The organism is Thermococcus sp. 9N3 (genome assembly GCF_012027685.1).
Classification (GTDB): Archaea; Methanobacteriota_B; Thermococci; order Thermococcales; family Thermococcaceae; genus Thermococcus; species Thermococcus nautili.
On record NZ_SNUV01000002.1, the window covers coordinates 91,596 to 105,800 of the forward strand.

At 52.5% G+C, this 14,205-nt stretch carries 19 protein-coding genes and 3 tRNA genes; 5 read left to right on the top strand and 17 right to left on the bottom strand.

What is annotated here, in order from left to right; genetic code table 11:
- Positions 1–13: 13 nt before the first annotated feature.
- The 14 genes from E3E30_RS07480 to E3E30_RS07545 form a co-directional block, all read right to left on the bottom strand.
- Positions 14–187: a 30S ribosomal protein S27ae gene (locus tag E3E30_RS07480; RefSeq protein ID WP_011250646.1), complete on the bottom strand. Its 174-nt coding sequence runs from the start codon at positions 185–187 to the stop codon at positions 14–16.
- Positions 188–197: 10 nt separating this feature from the next.
- Positions 198–494, bottom strand: coding sequence for a 30S ribosomal protein S24e (locus tag E3E30_RS07485; protein ID WP_167729101.1), 297 nt, complete (start codon positions 492–494; stop codon positions 198–200).
- Entirely contained in the window at positions 484–1,011 is a 528-nt protein-coding gene (locus E3E30_RS07490) for a GTP-dependent dephospho-CoA kinase (protein ID WP_167729102.1), read from the bottom strand. The genes E3E30_RS07485 and E3E30_RS07490 overlap by 11 nt, the downstream gene beginning before the upstream one ends.
- Position 1,012: 1 nt before the next feature.
- Entirely contained in the window at positions 1,013–1,216 is a 204-nt protein-coding gene (gene spt4 / locus E3E30_RS07495; protein WP_042691415.1) for a transcription elongation factor subunit Spt4, read from the bottom strand.
- 2 nt (positions 1,217–1,218) lie between these two features.
- Positions 1,219–1,779 (bottom strand): DNA-directed RNA polymerase, encoded by a 561-nt coding sequence (locus E3E30_RS07500; protein WP_042691412.1) that lies wholly within the window; start codon positions 1,777–1,779, stop codon positions 1,219–1,221.
- Between the two features lie 30 nt (positions 1,780–1,809).
- The gene (locus E3E30_RS07505) at positions 1,810–2,343 is read right to left on the bottom strand and encodes an inorganic diphosphatase (protein WP_167729103.1); all 534 of its coding nucleotides are present in this window, start codon (positions 2,341–2,343) and stop codon (positions 1,810–1,812) included.
- 76 nt (positions 2,344–2,419) lie between these two features.
- A complete protein-coding gene (locus E3E30_RS07510; protein WP_167729104.1) occupies positions 2,420–3,382 on the bottom strand; it encodes a DUF5305 family protein in 963 nt (320 codons plus the stop codon).
- A gap of 2 nt (positions 3,383–3,384) precedes the next feature.
- Positions 3,385–4,254, bottom strand: a complete 870-nt coding sequence (locus E3E30_RS07515; RefSeq protein WP_042691405.1) for a hypothetical protein — start codon at positions 4,252–4,254, stop codon at positions 3,385–3,387.
- Between the two features lies 1 nt (position 4,255).
- Complete coding sequence (locus E3E30_RS07520; protein WP_042691402.1) at positions 4,256–5,314, bottom strand: signal peptidase I; 1,059 nt, start codon at positions 5,312–5,314, stop codon at positions 4,256–4,258.
- Between the two features lie 46 nt (positions 5,315–5,360).
- The gene (locus tag E3E30_RS07525; RefSeq protein WP_167729105.1) at positions 5,361–5,906 is read right to left on the bottom strand and encodes a DUF1102 domain-containing protein; all 546 of its coding nucleotides are present in this window, start codon (positions 5,904–5,906) and stop codon (positions 5,361–5,363) included.
- Between the two features lie 14 nt (positions 5,907–5,920).
- Positions 5,921–6,532 (bottom strand): DUF1102 domain-containing protein, encoded by a 612-nt coding sequence (locus tag E3E30_RS07530; RefSeq protein ID WP_167729106.1) that lies wholly within the window; start codon positions 6,530–6,532, stop codon positions 5,921–5,923.
- A gap of 221 nt (positions 6,533–6,753) precedes the next feature.
- Entirely contained in the window at positions 6,754–7,185 is a 432-nt protein-coding gene (locus E3E30_RS07535; protein ID WP_042691394.1) for a hypothetical protein, read from the bottom strand.
- Between the two features lie 5 nt (positions 7,186–7,190).
- Positions 7,191–7,397, bottom strand: coding sequence for a GntR family transcriptional regulator (locus tag E3E30_RS07540; protein WP_042691391.1), 207 nt, complete (start codon positions 7,395–7,397; stop codon positions 7,191–7,193).
- Between the two features lie 393 nt (positions 7,398–7,790).
- Positions 7,791–7,866 (bottom strand) — tRNA-Gln (locus E3E30_RS07545).
- Between the two features lie 666 nt (positions 7,867–8,532).
- Here E3E30_RS07545 and E3E30_RS07550 point away from each other — a divergent pair.
- Entirely contained in the window at positions 8,533–9,483 is a 951-nt protein-coding gene (locus E3E30_RS07550; RefSeq protein ID WP_167729107.1) for a helix-turn-helix domain-containing protein, read from the top strand.
- Complete coding sequence (locus tag E3E30_RS07555) at positions 9,458–10,183, top strand: hypothetical protein (protein ID WP_167729108.1); 726 nt, start codon at positions 9,458–9,460, stop codon at positions 10,181–10,183. The genes E3E30_RS07550 and E3E30_RS07555 overlap by 26 nt, the downstream gene beginning before the upstream one ends.
- A 763-nt stretch (positions 10,184–10,946) precedes the next feature.
- Here E3E30_RS07555 and E3E30_RS07560 read toward each other — a convergent pair.
- The 3 genes from E3E30_RS07560 to E3E30_RS07570 all read right to left on the bottom strand — a co-directional run bounded on the left by E3E30_RS07560 (position 10,947) and on the right by E3E30_RS07570 (position 12,100).
- Positions 10,947–11,024, bottom strand: a tRNA-Ile gene (locus E3E30_RS07560).
- A gap of 10 nt (positions 11,025–11,034) precedes the next feature.
- Positions 11,035–11,112 (bottom strand) — tRNA-Glu (locus tag E3E30_RS07565).
- A gap of 43 nt (positions 11,113–11,155) precedes the next feature.
- Positions 11,156–12,100: an NAD-dependent epimerase/dehydratase family protein gene (locus E3E30_RS07570; RefSeq protein WP_167729109.1), complete on the bottom strand. Its 945-nt coding sequence runs from the start codon at positions 12,098–12,100 to the stop codon at positions 11,156–11,158.
- 78 nt (positions 12,101–12,178) lie between these two features.
- On the opposite strand from E3E30_RS07570, the gene E3E30_RS07575 reads away from it, so the two are divergent.
- From E3E30_RS07575 to E3E30_RS07585, 3 genes are read left to right on the top strand one after another with little or no spacing between them, the layout of a single operon-like run.
- Complete coding sequence (locus tag E3E30_RS07575; RefSeq protein ID WP_167729110.1) at positions 12,179–12,586, top strand: nucleotidyltransferase domain-containing protein; 408 nt, start codon at positions 12,179–12,181, stop codon at positions 12,584–12,586.
- Positions 12,573–13,004: a DUF86 domain-containing protein gene (locus E3E30_RS07580; protein WP_167729111.1), complete on the top strand. Its 432-nt coding sequence runs from the start codon at positions 12,573–12,575 to the stop codon at positions 13,002–13,004. Before E3E30_RS07575 ends, E3E30_RS07580 begins: the two co-directional genes overlap by 14 nt.
- Positions 13,001–13,996 (top strand): NDP-sugar synthase, encoded by a 996-nt coding sequence (locus E3E30_RS07585; protein WP_167729112.1) that lies wholly within the window; start codon positions 13,001–13,003, stop codon positions 13,994–13,996. The genes E3E30_RS07580 and E3E30_RS07585 overlap by 4 nt, the downstream gene beginning before the upstream one ends.
- The last annotated feature ends 209 nt before the right edge of the window (positions 13,997–14,205 follow it).

The window sequence follows — 14,205 nt, forward strand, 5'->3', positions numbered from 1 at the left end:
AAAGAAAGGGAAATCACTTCTTCCACTCGGTGTAGCCGCACCTTCCGCAGGACCAGCGGTCCTTGTGGTTGGCCATGAAAACGCCCGGCCCGCAGCGCGGGCAGAACTTGTTCTTCCTGACGACCTTTCCACCCTTAACCTCGTAGAGCTTCCACTTCTGGCTGGTCTTCTTCTTGCCCTTGGCCATTTACACCACCTCACTCTTCCTCCTTCTGAATGAGGCCGTCCCTAACGAGGATGTACTCAGGCTCTATGTAGAGCATCCTCTCCCTCGTCTCGTAGGCCTTGGCGTAGCCCTTGCTGACGTGGCTTCCGAAGTAGCTCCTGATGTACTGGAGAACGGTGGTGTTCGGGTCGAGGTCGAGCATGGCGACGAGCTTACCCTTCACCGCTTCCCTGCTCGGGGTAGGCTCGCCCTCGTGGATGATGTCGAAGTATATCTCCTTTCTCCCGAGGAGCTTGTTCTCCCTTATCTCGGTCACCTTAATCTCCATCACGAACCACCTCCATCTTGGCAAGTATTTGCGCACACCTGCGCTTGCATTCGGGTGTTACCTTTATAAGCACTACCCCCTCGTCGGGCTGGCCGTAGAGGACGACCGAGTTGAGAGGGGCGTAGAGCACCGCCGGAATCGCCCCCAAATCCTCCTCACCGCTGACGAGTATGTGAACTGGCCTGCCCCGCTCGACGAGGCGGAAGGCCTTTCTGATGGCGTCTAATAAAGCTTTCGTTATGGTCCCGGGGGGATTAGAAACGGTCATGAAGACGGCCTTCGCGTTTATGTCGGGAGAATAGTCGGCCCTCTTCGTCCTGAGGTCGTAGAGGGCAAGGGAAGGGGAAATGCCGAGCTTGAGGACGTTCTCCGTAACGACGTCCCCGACGGTGATTACGGTCTTACCCCTAAGCTCGTCCTTAATCCGAAGGTAGGGCTCCGGAATCGGGCCCCTTATCAGCTCTCCCAGCGGTTCCTTGAGCTCTCGCCGGAGCTCTTCAGTTAGGCGGAACAGCATTTCACCTGACCCTTATGGCGTATTTGCCAGGAACTTTGGCGGCCTCTGGTATGCTCTCGCGGAGTTTCTTGGCAATTTTGCTCTCGGTGTCGAGGATTATGACGAGGTCAAACCAGTCGTCGCTCAAATCCCTGCTCCCGCAGACGGGACAGCGGTCCTCGGTCGTTATGTAGTGGCAGTGCCTGCAGGCCCTCTCCTTCGCCATGCTCACTCCTCCTTGGCCTTTCTCTTCTCCTTCTCAATCCACTCGAACTTTCCGAGACCGGGCTGGCGCATGGTCATGTTAATCTTGTTCTCCCTGATGATTCTGCTCTTGACGCTTATGCCGATTATCCTCGCCCTCACGAAGTCGCCGAGCTTGAGGACGCGGTTGGTTTCCTTGCCTATGAACTGCCTGTTCTTCTCGTCGAAGACGACGTAGTCGTCCATGAGCTGGCTTATGTGGACAAGACCGTCCATCGGGCCGATTCTGATGAAGGCGCCGTAGGGCATCATCTCAACGACCTCGCCCTCAACGACCTCCTGGTTCTCGGGCTTCCAGACGAGGACGTCAAAGGTTACCTCGTGGTAAGTGGCCCCGTCGCCTGGGACGATTATTCCCTGCCCAACGTCGTGGACGTCAAGGATTGCCAGGATAACTCCCTCATCTCTATCATAGATGCCCTCGTAGGTCTCGCGGAGAACCTTCTTGGCGGCCTCCTTCGGGTCCATCGTGAACATCCTGGGCGGAATCCTGACGACGTCCTTAACCGTCAAAAGCTTGTACATGGCCTGACCTCCAAAAAGAGTTGAAAGGAATCACTTCTTTCCAAACTTCTCCTTGTAGAGCTCTATGGCACGGAGGATTTCCTTCTTGGCCTCCTCGGCGTTGCCCCAGCCCTCAATCTTGGTGACCTTGCCCTGGAGCTCCTTGTAGCGCTGGAAGAAGTGGGCAATCTCGTCGAGGAAGGCCTTGGGAACGTCGTCGATGTCCTTCCAGTCCTTGAAGTACGGGTCCTCAACCGGGACGGCGAGAACCTTCCAGTCCTTGTCTCCACTGTCCTCCATCTTCATTATGCCTATCGGCCTGGCCTCGATGATGGTGAGCGGGTAAACGGGCTCGCGCATGATGACCATTATGTCGAAGGGGTCGCCGTCGTCGTACCAGGTCTGGGGTATTATTCCGTAGTCCACCGGGTAGAAGAACGGGCTGTAAAGGACGCGGTCAAGCTTGAGGAGTCCGGTCTTCTTGTCGAGCTCGTACTTGTTCCTGCTCCCCTTCGGAATCTCTATGAGCGCGTACACAACGTCCGGAACGTTCGGTCCGGGCTCAAGCTCGTGGAACGGGTTCATCTCTAACCACCTCTAACCCTTTTAGAATTCCTAAGGTGGCTTTCCGCTTGGGCTTTTAAAGTTGTTGGTGTCCGGGCTAATTCGCCCGGTACTCGTAAACGATTTCACCGTCGGTTATCGCATAGACGTCAGTCTCGCCGTCGCGGTAGTGCACTATCGGCCTGTCAACGAGCTCGAAGACCCTCTCAAGGTCCTTCGGGGAGGAGAGCTCAACGCGCTTCCCGTCGGGGGACGTTCCCTCAACCGTGTACTTCTTCAGGCCCTTCAGCTCCTTGGGCTCGCGTTCCTTCTTTTCGCGCTTGGCGTAGATGAACCCCGCGGGAGGAATCGCGAAGAGCAGTGCCATGGCCGGGAAAACGGTTCTGGCCGTCGAAACCCCGACGTTCGAGCCGGCAAAGGAGAGCGAGTTCGTAGTTGTGCTGACCGTTCTCACGACCTTCTGGTACTCCTTGTCCGTTCCGCTGAAGTACAGCATCCCTGATGCGTCGCGCTTCAGCCGGATTTCCTGGGTGAAGGACTCCCTCCCGTTGGCCAGAACTTTCACGGTGACGTAAACTTCCCTCTCGGCACGGTAGAGGCCCGTTCCTTCGCGAACCATCTGGAGTCTCTCATTCAGCTCAGTAAAGTTCAGCTCAACTGGAACCTCGAAGGAATTCACGAAGGTGCCCTTGGCGAGGAGCTTCGTGTCGTTGACGATGTAGACCCTCTTCTTGCCCGAGGTGACGTAGTAGTTGACGTGGAGAACGGCTTCGTAGCTTCCCCTAGCACCGTCCGATGAGAACTCGTATGTCCCAACTATCACGTCGGTTATCTTTGAGGGATAGTACTCAAGGGAAGTCCCGTTACCGTAAACGGTTTCGTTCGAGAACAGCCCATAGGCCGTAAAGTGTCCCTCCTGCGCGTAGGCTTTTGAGTAGGTTGCCTTCGTTGTTACCGGCTCCCTCGAGTAGGCAACGCCCGAGTAGATGGCAAAGATGAAGGCGAGGGAAACCGAGAGGGCGAGACCTCCGAGGAGCGCCCGCTTTTTATCAATCTTCATAATCAACGACCTCCAGTTACGTGAACCGTGATTTTATTCGAGACGACGTCGGTGCCGCACAGGTGAGCCCCGCAGTTGAGGACGTAATCACGCGGGCAGTAGAAGATAACGCTCATTGGAATGTTCAGGGTTACCGTCTCCCCATGGGCTACGTGGACGTGCCACACTATGAGCCAGCCCCAGCAGCCGCAGTGACCAACCCGGAAATGCATGTCGGCATCGCCAGAACTTGCATCGGGGTGGAACGGCACGTACAACGCGCCCCTTTGCGAGGGAATGAAGTCCTTTATGACGAAGTCGCCCTCAGGACCGTTGTTGGTGAAGTTGAGTTGCAGGGTTATCGAATACCAGTTCCAAACAGTGTAGTTGTAAACGTCCCCAACTATGGCCTTCCTGAGCACGTAGGTTGGCTTCTCAACCTTAGCGTACATCGAGCAGTCCTTGAGCTCGGCGCTTCCCCCATCCCACTCCGCGTAAACGGTCAGGGGAACTCCGTAGGTGCCGTCATCAACGTCATCATCCGCCGAGAAGCTCCCGCCGATTGCAGCCGATTCGCCCGGCTCAAGGGTGTAAGTTGAACCGTTAACGCTCCCGCTGAGGCCATCCGGAAGGGCTGAGTAGTCCCCCTCCACGTGGAACGTTATCGGCCGGTCCATCAGGTTTTCAACTGTTATGGCCGTGAACTCCACGCCCGAGCTTGCGTTAACCGGAACCGGCTCCGACAGACAGCGGTATGCTATGTAGGAATCGCTTCCGCTCACAACATCAAACTCGGCACTCCTACTTGCAGTGTAAGCCCGAAAATTCCCGCTCGAACCCACTATCAGGAGCAGCCCGAGGAGGAAAGTCGTAATAAGTATGAATTTTCTCATGCTAACCATCTCCGAGTACCTTGGAGAGGATACTTCCCCTCCGTTTCCTGATTCTAAGAACGTCCCCCTCCGAAATCCCCGCGAGATGGTAGAAGGCCAGGAGCACTGCCGAGATTAGCAGGGCGTAGGCTACGAGCGGGAGATACGGGCTGAAGGAGTACAGGAAAATCACGAGTGAAGCGGGAAGGATTGCCGGATAAGACCTAACCTGGAACTCCTCCCTGTAAATCTTTGTGTCCTCTGGAACGGTGACGTGGACGGGAACTTCAACGCTTGAACCTCCACCAATGCGGAAAAACGTCGGCCCCAGCAGCTGGGCCCGTTCGCCGTCGCCGCTGATGAAGTAGTAGAACGGGTACAGGGCCTTGTTCTCGACGCTCAGGTTCTTATCGAAGGTTGAACCCGGAAGGTACCATCCCTCCCTCTGGCCGCCGGCGAGCGTTGAGGAGTAAGTGAATGCCAGCGTTCCCCACGAGGCAACCGTCACGAAGAGAAAGCCTGCCACTATCAGGGCCGATGCAACCGCGTATAGGGTTCTAATGCTCACGCGGTAGTACTTAACTCGCTTCTTCCTTTTGGAGTCCCCCGAAAACGTAAGGAACGCCCCGACGATAAGGAGGACCGCTATCGCGTAGACGTTGCTGAGCCTTGCCCTCAGGGACTGGATTAAGTTCCCCCCTCCCCTCAGGACAAGAGGTTTGCCGAAGAGAACGACCACCTTTCCTGCCACGTCAGAGTTGTTTACGGGCGGATAAAGGCCGTCCTGCTGGTCGGTGGCAACGTTGTTGTCGCCCTTTGTTATAATGCCCTCCTCGGTAACCGCGAAGACTCTGTGAACCGTCCAGCCGTCGCGCCTGTGGAAAACTATGATATCGCCAACCTCAAAGTTCTTCGCAAAGGGATTCATCAAGAAGAGGTCGCCCCTGTTTATGGTGGGCGTCATGCTATCGGAGTAAACGTACGAGAGAAACACGGGGCGGTCCAAGAAAAAGCCCGCTAACGAGCCAAGGAGAAAGGCAATCACAATGAAAGCAAAGGTGAACTCAAGTATTTTTTTCATAGCAACTCCCCCTCAAAGGGGTTGGGGCAAAGGCCCCGAAAAGAAATCACTGGGGCCCACCGGTGCATTCGCCGGCAACGGCCTCAATGCTCATCTGGAACTGGTAGTCACCGAGAGTTGAGTTTGTGTTGTCGAATATCATTCCAACGGGGATGGGGTTTCCGTGGGTCACGGTGAAGTTTATGTTGTGGGCAGGTCCCGCTATGGGGCTGTCGTAGGTTCCCGCGAAGATTAACACATCCGCATGTGCGGTCTTAATGGTGACACATATCGGGTAGCTTCCGTTGTCGTTCTCCCAGAGCTCGTTGCTTACCTGGAACATCTCCTCAAAGACGTAGGTCGTGTTCGGGCTCATTCCTTCGCCTCCACCTTCGGGCCTGTTTGTGTTGTACTTGTTCAGCTGAACATAGAGCTTACCCGTATCATAGGTCACGTAGGGCTGAAGGGCCGTCAAATCAATCAGCTCGTTGTCGTCGGAGACGACATCAAAGCTCGCCTGCCTGTCGGCAGAGTAATACCTGAAGTTTGCCCCGGCTCCAACCGCCAGGAGCATTCCAACCATCAGTAAAGCCAATCCAAATAGTTTATTCATCTTTCATACCCCCTTCATGACCCCTGACCGCACTTGCCGACTAGCTCGCTGGGCTCGGTGCCGAGCCTGTAGGCCTGGATGTGTATAGTGCTGCTCTCCTTAACCGGGAAGGTGGTGTTGCTAACAATGTTGCCAACGGTGAAGTCCATACCAACCTTAACGGCCTCTCCGGGACCAACAACGAAGCAGACGTCGTTCTTAGCGTTGTCGCTGGCGTCGACTATCTCGCCGGTCGAAACGTAGTGTATATCCCTGTCAGCGCCGTAGAACTGTATCGCGGCGTTGGCATTGGTAATCCTGACGACGATGGTCATGTTGTCCTCCCAAAGGTCGTTGCTTACCTCAAAGACCTCGTCGAAGTTGTACTCCGAGTTCGGGCTGAGGCCCTGGCCGTAGCCTGGGTAGTTCGGGTTGTCCGGGCTTATATCAACGACGAGAACGCCACCGTCGTTTATGTACGCGTAGGGCTGAATGGGCGTTAAATCAATGAGCTCGTTATCATCGCTGACGATGTCCCAGTGGACACTCCTGTCAGCGTTGTAGTCCCTGAAGTTGGCTCCAGCCCCTAACACGAGACCAAAGGCCACCAACAGGCCAAAAATTCCAAGGGCAATATTCTTTCTCATTTTTTTCGCCTCCAGATTGGAGGCACTGTGGCAGAGAAGCCAGCGGTGAGAGTGAAGGTTCATCCCTAAACCAAGACACACTCACGACCACTGCAACGGTGAAATCAACGCAGTGCCTCTGCAACCCCATCGGGTTGCTCACTAATTCCTTGACCCGTTGGGGTATATATGAAATGTCGGATTAACGGCCGGTAATGGGAGATTACCCAAGAAAAGAAGGCCTAAATGCGCTTCATTTTCCTGTGGTGGATAACCCCAACACCGGCGTAAACCAGCGATGCGAGGGCGAGGTGAAGGTTGTTCAGGTAGAGGGCCGTTATGAAGAACATCAGCGAGAGCCCAATATAGAAGGAGCTCCAGCTTATGTCGTTCTTCTTGACGGTCTCCATGTAAACTGTGACATCGTCGGGCACCTTCACGAGGGTTATGACGCCGTGCTTGAAGGTTATAACCCCCTCGCGCTCGAGCTTCGGAATATGCGTCTGAACCAGGCTCACGTAAACGCTCTTTCTGTGCTTCCGGTCAGTGTTCCCCTCGTTCTCGGCTATGTACTCAACCATATCCCTCAGCTCGGCCCTCCCGTCGGACTTCTGGAGGTACTCAATCATGAGCATCCTCCTGCTGTTTCCGAGTATGACCGAGGAGGTCCCCATGGCAATCACCGTGCTAACCTGTAGTGTTTTCTACCGTTGTTGCCGACCCTCGTCTCGACGAGACCGGCCTTGGCCAACCGTCTGAGGGCCCGCTCGACCCCCTGTCTCGTGACGTCAAAGCCCCTTTCCATAAGAAAACGGGTGATGAATGCAACGGTCAGCTCCCTCTCGCGGAGCATCTCAACCATTTCACTCTCAAAATCCCTCTTCATGACTACGACCTCCCGGCCGGAGTAAGACCCGGCCTTGGGAAGAATAGGGAAAGGTAGTATTTAAACCTGCCTCAAAAGTTCGAGAAGGGAAGTTAGAGAAGAAGAGAAAGTGAATCAGGCTGAATTCGGGTAAAAACGCTCAACAAAAGGCCTATGTTCAAAAACAAAGGCAGAAATAGTCGGAACATCAAACGGAATTTCACGGATTTTCCAAAATAAACGGGCAGAACCGTGCATCCAGCTCATCTTTGAAGGCAAATTCATGGGAAAGACCAGGAAAATCGCGACATGTTAGGATAAACATCAACGGCAAAAATACGTTTTGAGGTATAACACGAGGTTCGAGAAGGGAATTTAAGAGAGGGGGTTCGGGGTTCTGGAGCCCTTAGACGATGGTAGCCCCGCGGGGATTCGAACCCCGGTCGCGGGATCCAGAGTCCCGCATGCTTGGCCGCTACACCACGGGGCTGTGCCCGTTGAATAGCTAAAGGGGAGGATTTATAAATTTTACTCCCTAGAAACTTTTGCCAAGCAAAAGTTTCATCAAAGTTTGTGATTCATTTAACAAGGGCTTCTTCAAGAGCGTTTGCACTTTCAACATCTAGGAGATGTTTTGGAATTCTCACTTCTGGAAGCTTTTTAGTTGGGGTTTACTTTTTATCGCGCCCCGAAGGAGCGCTTCTCAGAGGAACCCCATCTTAAGGGTTCCTTAAAGAGAATCCTCCCACAAAAAGGGTCATTTGAAAGCGCAAACTTCCTAGAATTGCATTTTTGGAAAAAGAATCACGAACCTTAGTCAGAGCTCCATGGGACCGTCGTTCACTACATTGGACAAAACCCACCGCGCAGAGAAGCAAACAAGCTCTAAGAAAGCTCCATGAGCTTCCTGAGAACTTCCACCTTGTTCATTTTTTATTGCCTTATACCAAACATTTTTTAGCAGTATTTGAGAAACTTTGAATTTGAAGCTCTAGGCGGGACCCTGCGCGACCAGAGGAGACAAATGTTTTTAGTTAAGTTGTTGTTTCTAGTTAGAGCCATGCTCAATAGGTGTCTGTCCGTCGTTAGGGCGAGATTTCATTTTATTGTCTCAAAAATCCAAACGTTTTTATTAAGTTGTTTGTAATTTTGAGACATGACACTCAGGAAGGCGGAGCTCAAAGTGCTCTTGGCGCTAGCGTCAGGACCAATCACACTCAAAGAGTTAGCCCGTAAAATGAACGTCTCCAAGAGCACTCTCTCTATTACCCTGCATTCCCTCGAACGAAAGGGCCTCGTTAATATCGAAGGAAAAAGACCGCTCAAAGCCAAACTCGCCGATAACAAAGCAACCCAGCTCCTAAGAAAAATTCTCTTGATGCTCCCGAAAAACAGGACTCTCAAAGTCCTCAGTGGAAGTAGACTCAAGGTACTCTCAGCCCTTAAAGTTGAGGAACTCCAGCCGCCCTGGCTCGTTCAGCTTAAGGCTAACGTGAGCAGAGCGACACTTCATAGAGTTCTCAACGAGCTCATGGAAATGCTCATCGTCGGGAAAAGGAAAGAGGGGTACTTCATCAGCGAACGTTTTGGCGTCCTTAAAGACTTCGCCGACGAGTACTTCTACCTCCAGAACTTCATTAGGGCTAAAGAGTTCGATGAAAAGGCCGTCCTCGTGTGGAGCGGGGTTGAAGAACTCATTCTTGCAACGGAAACGTTCAAAGGGAAACACCTTGGAAACTTTCAGCTCACAGGGCTGGCCCGTTTCTCTGACTATGGATTACCTCTAGTTTCCTCGGGCGTTTATCACTACTACTGGCCGGCTAGGGAGCTTGACCTTGAAGAAATCGTTATCCACGCCCTAAAGGCGGGTTACGATGCAAGGGAGCTCCTTTACGTCATTGTCCTCCTAAAGGCTCATCCGTTCAACGAGGAGCGACTTAAGCGCTTAGCCGCTAAGTTTGAAGTATCCAGTATTGTGGAGGATATCCTTGAGTTTCTACGTGGGAAGGTCAAATCCTACCCGTTCCCCTCGCGGGAGGAAGTTGAGGAGCTTTGCAAGAGGTACTTTGGAGGTTGTGAAGGTGATAACGAGGGAAAGACTGATTAGGGAGTTCGAGCTAATTGATGAAAAGGCAGGGTTGATGGGCTCCGATGAAATTGACCTCTACCTTATCGGCGGTGGAAACTTGGCCTTGAGGGGAATAAAGCCTGCAACGGCCGACGTTGATGTTGTCGTTAAAGATTATCGGACTTTAACGGCCCTTGAGAACGTTCTCATAAATCCCTCTCCCAAGTTCCGAACGAGCAGCGGAATCGTAGTCTATTTGAAGGTCTTTGGGCATGAGTATGAGAAAAAACTGGGTGCAGATGCAGTTTATCAAAAGGTTGACCCAGAAACGGGAGATTTCAACCTCGACGTCTTTGTAAAGCGGGTTATGAGAGGAATTCACCTGAGTGGGGGAATGATTGACCGAGCAGTAGTACCTAAAGAGTTTCAGGAACTCAAAAAGCTCAGAGTTCATCTCGTCTCGGTTGAGGATGTGTTTCTGTTCAAGGGAGTCACGTCATTGGGCCGCTCGAAGGACGTGGACGACATTTTAAGACTTCTCGAGCTGGGAGTTGATTTTAATGTGGTCCTGAAGGAAATAGAAGTCCAAAGGAAGCTTCTTGAGGTGGAGACTTTTGAGAGATTGGCGCACATTCTTTTTGAGAAAATCAAGCTTGTCCAGAAGATTCTTGAGGAGAGAGGCCTGAGAAGCCGTGGTTTGGACCACTTCATAAACCAACTGGAAGGCTACTTGGGATGAAGTTCAAAAACACCTACTCTTCCGCCAGCGCTTGCGAAGGAAGCTTTTGGGAAAAGCTTCACCAAAGAAACTTTGCCCGGCAAAGTTTCATCAAAGTTCGTGATTCCTTCATCAGGGGCTTCTTTTTGGAGTGTTTGCGCTTTTAGTGGATTCTTGTAGAATGCAAATTCCCTGATTTTGGAAGCTTTCTCACACGGGTTTACCTTTTCTCGCGCTCCGGAGGAGCGCCTCTTAGAGGAACCCCTCCTAAATGACCCCTTTGAAAAGAATTCTCCTGATAACACTGTCTTTTAAGAGTGCAAACTTCTTAGAAATCGCATTTTTGGAGAAGAATCACAAACCTTGGTCAAACTTCGCGCTAGTAAAGTTTTCTGGGGGTGTGGGGGCGTTAGCCCCCCAGAGGTTTGGAAGAAAACGGGGTTGTGGGGCGAAGCCCCACTCCGGGGGTTTGAGAGTACAGAGCAAGCTTTGAGAAAGCTTGACCAAAAGCTCGTGATTCCTCTTTAGGGCTCCTCTTCAAAGGATTTCAAAATCAAGTCAGCCGTTGAGAGGTTGAATTCACACTCCAAGGACTCCTTCACGCGGGTTCCATCTACTCGCGCTCCGAAGGAGCGCAAAAAATACTTGAACCCCATTAAAAGGCACTTTTAAAGGAATTCATCCTCTCAAAGGAGCAACTCAAAAAGAAATCCACTCAAAGAATAGGCTTTTTTTCAGAAGGGAATCACGAACTTTGATGAAACTTTGCCCAGCAAAGTTTCGATGGTGGGCCCGCGGGGCTTCGAACCCCGGACCTCCCGCTTATCAGGCGGGCGCTCTGACCAGGCTGAGCCACGGGCCCATAAGAATTCTGGTGCCCCGGCCGGGATTTGAACCCGGGTCGCGGGATCGAGAGTCCCGCATGATTGACCGGGCTACACCACCGGGGCGTGTCCGAGATTAAGGGCGAGGGAGGGTTTAAAAAGTTTTCGGTCAGAGGAGTTCCCTAACTGTTCTCCTCACTGCCTCGTAGCTGTTGAGCCTCGGCCTCCATCCGGTGGCTTTTGCCTTCTCTATGCTGAGGCGCATGAACTTGACGTCGCCCTTCCAGCCCCTGCCGCCGTCAACTCCACCAGTGAAGACGAACCTCGGCTTAAGCCCCATCTCCTCGCTCACTATCTCCGCTATTTCCCGAACGGTTATCCAGTCATCGTTGCCGAGGTTGTAGAAGTCAACGGTTTTGGCATCTCCTTTAAAGTGCTCGAATATTTTGAGCATTCCCTCAACCGTATCGCTCACGTGGAGGTAGCTCTTCCTCTGCGTTCCGTCACCGAGTATTTCAAGCTCTTCCGGATTCTTCCTGAGCTTGTTGATGAAGTCGTAGATTACACCGTGGTTGGAGCGCTCGCCTATGATGTTCGCCAGGCGGAATATCAGGGCTTTGAACCCGAAGGTGTGGGCGTAACCGCTTATCAAAGCCTCAGCCGCGAGCTTCGCCCCGCCGTAGACGCTTATAGGTTCGAGCGGGGCGTAGTCCTCGGGAGTAGGTATGACCTCGGCGTCACCGTAAACCGTTGAAGAGCTCGTGAAGACGAGGTACTTGGCGCTCGAATCCCTCATCGCGTTGAGAAGGTTGTAGGTTATCAGCACGTTGGTCTCGTAGAGAAGTTCGGGGCTCTGAGAGCCGATTCTAACCTCAGGGTTGGCCGCGAGGTGGAAGACGGCCTCAACGTCTTTAACAGCCTCCCTCACGATTTCCGGGTTCCTCATATCACCCTTGATGAACTCAAAGTTCTCGCTGTCCAGCCAGCGTTTTATGTTGTCCAGACTGCCCGCGCTTAAGTCGTCGAGAACCCTGACCTCATGTCCGAGCTCCATGAGATTATCAACGAGGTGCGAGCCTATGAAGCCAGCCCCACCGGTAACGAGAACCTTCATGGTATCACCATACGGAGTTTGAGCAACTATTATTAAGCTTTGGGAAAGTTTTTTGTATCCAACACCATACCCACTACCATGCGGGTTTACACGCTGGGGAAGGAAGAAAAAGAAAGGATTATCAAGTCACTCAGGGATTTCCTCTCAAAGCGGGATGAGATTGCCTTCGCCTATCTGCACGGCTCCTTCCTTGAGGACGGTCCCTTCAGAGACGTGGACGTCGCCGTTTACGTGGGTACTGAGGTTCACCCGTTCTATGAGGAGGAGCTGGAAGAGGAGCTCTCAAGAATAATCGGGCTTCCAGTTGACGTTAGAGTCCTCAACGACGCTCCTGTAACGTTCAGGTTCCGCGCCATTGGGGGCCTGTTGCTCTTCAGCAGGGACGAGAAAGCCCGGTGCAACTTCGAGGAGGGGACGATGCGGGAGTATCACGATTACTCATACTACCTGAACATGTACAGGAGGGAGGCCCTTGGAATACGATGAGGAGAAGGTAACTCGCCTGATGTCGGAGGCGAGGACTGCTCTGGAAGCACTTTATGAGCTCTCGGAACTTCCTAAGGAGGAATTTCTTCAGAACAGACACTACGTTTCAAGCGCAAAGTACAACCTTCTTGTTGCAATCGAAGCGTGCATTGACATTGCCTACCACCTGATATCAAGGAACAAAATGAGACTTCCAAAGGACTACGCAGATTCATTCAGGGTTTTAAACGAGAGGGAAATCATTAACGATGATTTAACCAAGAGACTTGTTCTCATGACGAGATTCCGGAACAGACTCGTTCACATTTACTGGGAGGTTGATGATGAGTTTATTTATGAGATACTCCAGGATAACTTGTCGGATATTGAGGAATTTATGGACTCGATTTCAAAAGCACTCAGGAGGGAAAAACCATGAAGGTCCTAATCATGGCCGGCGGCTACGCAACTCGGCTATGGCCGATAACGAAGGACAACCCAAAGGCACTGCTTCCGGTCGGGGAGAAGAGGATAATAGACCACATCCTTGAGAAAGTCCTAAGGCTCGACCTGCCGGTTTACATCTCCACCAACCGCTTCTTTGAGTCCCACTTCAGGCCAATAGCGGAAGAGTACGGCGTCGAGCTAATCGTTGAGGACACTCTCCACGAGGAAGAGAAGCTTGGAACCATCGGCGCCATGAAGAAAGCCGTTGAAGAGCTCGGTTTAGATGATTACCTTGTCATAGCGGGAGACAACCTGTTCTCGTTCTCGCTGGAGGATTTTCTGGCGAGGTACTCCGGAGACACGCTTATAGCGGTTTACGACGTCGGCGACCTTGAACTGGCCAAGCGCTACGGCGTTGTTGTACTTGAAGGCGACAGGGTTGTCGCCTTTGAGGAGAAGCCGGCACAGCCGCGTTCGACGCTAATCAGCACCGGTGTCTACGTTTTTCCCGAGAGGGTCATGGGACTTCTTGACGAGTACCTGAGCAACGGGAACCGAGATTCACCGGGCTACTTCGTCCAGTGGCTTCTCGCGAGGGGGGAGCCGATAAAGGCCTACCGCTTCTCCGAGTACTGGTACGACATAGGGAGCGCGGACAGCTACTTGGAGGCCCTGAGAACGCTTTTGAAGGAAAGCCACATTGAGGAAATCCAGATAAGTCCCTACGCAAAGATAATCCCGCCGGTGGTCGTAAAGAGGGGCGCCAAAATACTCGGCCGCTCGATTATAGGGCCCTTCGCCTACATCGGGGAGGACTGCGTTATAGAGAACTCCGACGTCAGCGACTCGATAATCTTCAGAAAAACCATAATCAGGAACTCCACAATATGGCGCTCCATCATAGACGAGAAGTGCGAGATAAGGAACCTCGAGCTGAGGAAGAGCCTCGTTGGCGGTCACGCAAAGATACAGAGGGGTGAGTAGAGGGTACCCGTTTCGGGTAGGGTCTACTTCTTTGGCCTTGAGGTAAATCAAATCGCAACCCTTATTAACAACTGGACCCCACCTGAAACAGGTGGGGTCTAATGCTTTTTGACACCCGTCCAAAGGCTTCAATGGATGAGGTTTTTGGGAGGAAGGCCGAGTATTGGGAGCTGGTTGAGAAAATCGAAAACGGGAGGAACTTCTTTGTT

Excerpts from the sequence above, each read along its gene's own strand:
- E3E30_RS07480 (WP_011250646.1), bottom strand. The coding sequence starts at position 187 with ATGGCCAAGGGCAAGAAGAAGACCAGCCAGAAGTGGAAGCTCTACGAG.
- E3E30_RS07485 (WP_167729101.1), bottom strand. The coding sequence starts at position 494 with ATGGAGATTAAGGTGACCGAGATAAGGGAGAACAAGCTCCTCGGGAGA.
- E3E30_RS07490 (WP_167729102.1), bottom strand. The coding sequence starts at position 1,011 with ATGCTGTTCCGCCTAACTGAAGAGCTCCGGCGAGAGCTCAAGGAACCG.
- spt4 (WP_042691415.1), bottom strand. The coding sequence starts at position 1,216 with ATGGCGAAGGAGAGGGCCTGCAGGCACTGCCACTACATAACGACCGAG.
- E3E30_RS07500 (WP_042691412.1), bottom strand. The coding sequence starts at position 1,779 with ATGTACAAGCTTTTGACGGTTAAGGACGTCGTCAGGATTCCGCCCAGG.
- E3E30_RS07505 (WP_167729103.1), bottom strand. The coding sequence starts at position 2,343 with ATGAACCCGTTCCACGAGCTTGAGCCCGGACCGAACGTTCCGGACGTT.
- E3E30_RS07510 (WP_167729104.1), bottom strand. The coding sequence starts at position 3,382 with ATGAAGATTGATAAAAAGCGGGCGCTCCTCGGAGGTCTCGCCCTCTCG.
- E3E30_RS07515 (WP_042691405.1), bottom strand. The coding sequence starts at position 4,254 with ATGAGAAAATTCATACTTATTACGACTTTCCTCCTCGGGCTGCTCCTG.
- E3E30_RS07520 (WP_042691402.1), bottom strand. The coding sequence starts at position 5,314 with ATGAAAAAAATACTTGAGTTCACCTTTGCTTTCATTGTGATTGCCTTT.
- E3E30_RS07525 (WP_167729105.1), bottom strand. The coding sequence starts at position 5,906 with ATGAATAAACTATTTGGATTGGCTTTACTGATGGTTGGAATGCTCCTG.
- E3E30_RS07530 (WP_167729106.1), bottom strand. The coding sequence starts at position 6,532 with ATGAGAAAGAATATTGCCCTTGGAATTTTTGGCCTGTTGGTGGCCTTT.
- E3E30_RS07535 (WP_042691394.1), bottom strand. The coding sequence starts at position 7,185 with ATGGGGACCTCCTCGGTCATACTCGGAAACAGCAGGAGGATGCTCATG.
- E3E30_RS07540 (WP_042691391.1), bottom strand. The coding sequence starts at position 7,397 with ATGAAGAGGGATTTTGAGAGTGAAATGGTTGAGATGCTCCGCGAGAGG.
- E3E30_RS07550 (WP_167729107.1), top strand. The coding sequence starts at position 8,533 with ATGACACTCAGGAAGGCGGAGCTCAAAGTGCTCTTGGCGCTAGCGTCA.
- E3E30_RS07570 (WP_167729109.1), bottom strand. The coding sequence starts at position 12,100 with ATGAAGGTTCTCGTTACCGGTGGGGCTGGCTTCATAGGCTCGCACCTC.
- E3E30_RS07575 (WP_167729110.1), top strand. The coding sequence starts at position 12,179 with ATGCGGGTTTACACGCTGGGGAAGGAAGAAAAAGAAAGGATTATCAAG.
- E3E30_RS07585 (WP_167729112.1), top strand. The coding sequence starts at position 13,001 with ATGAAGGTCCTAATCATGGCCGGCGGCTACGCAACTCGGCTATGGCCG.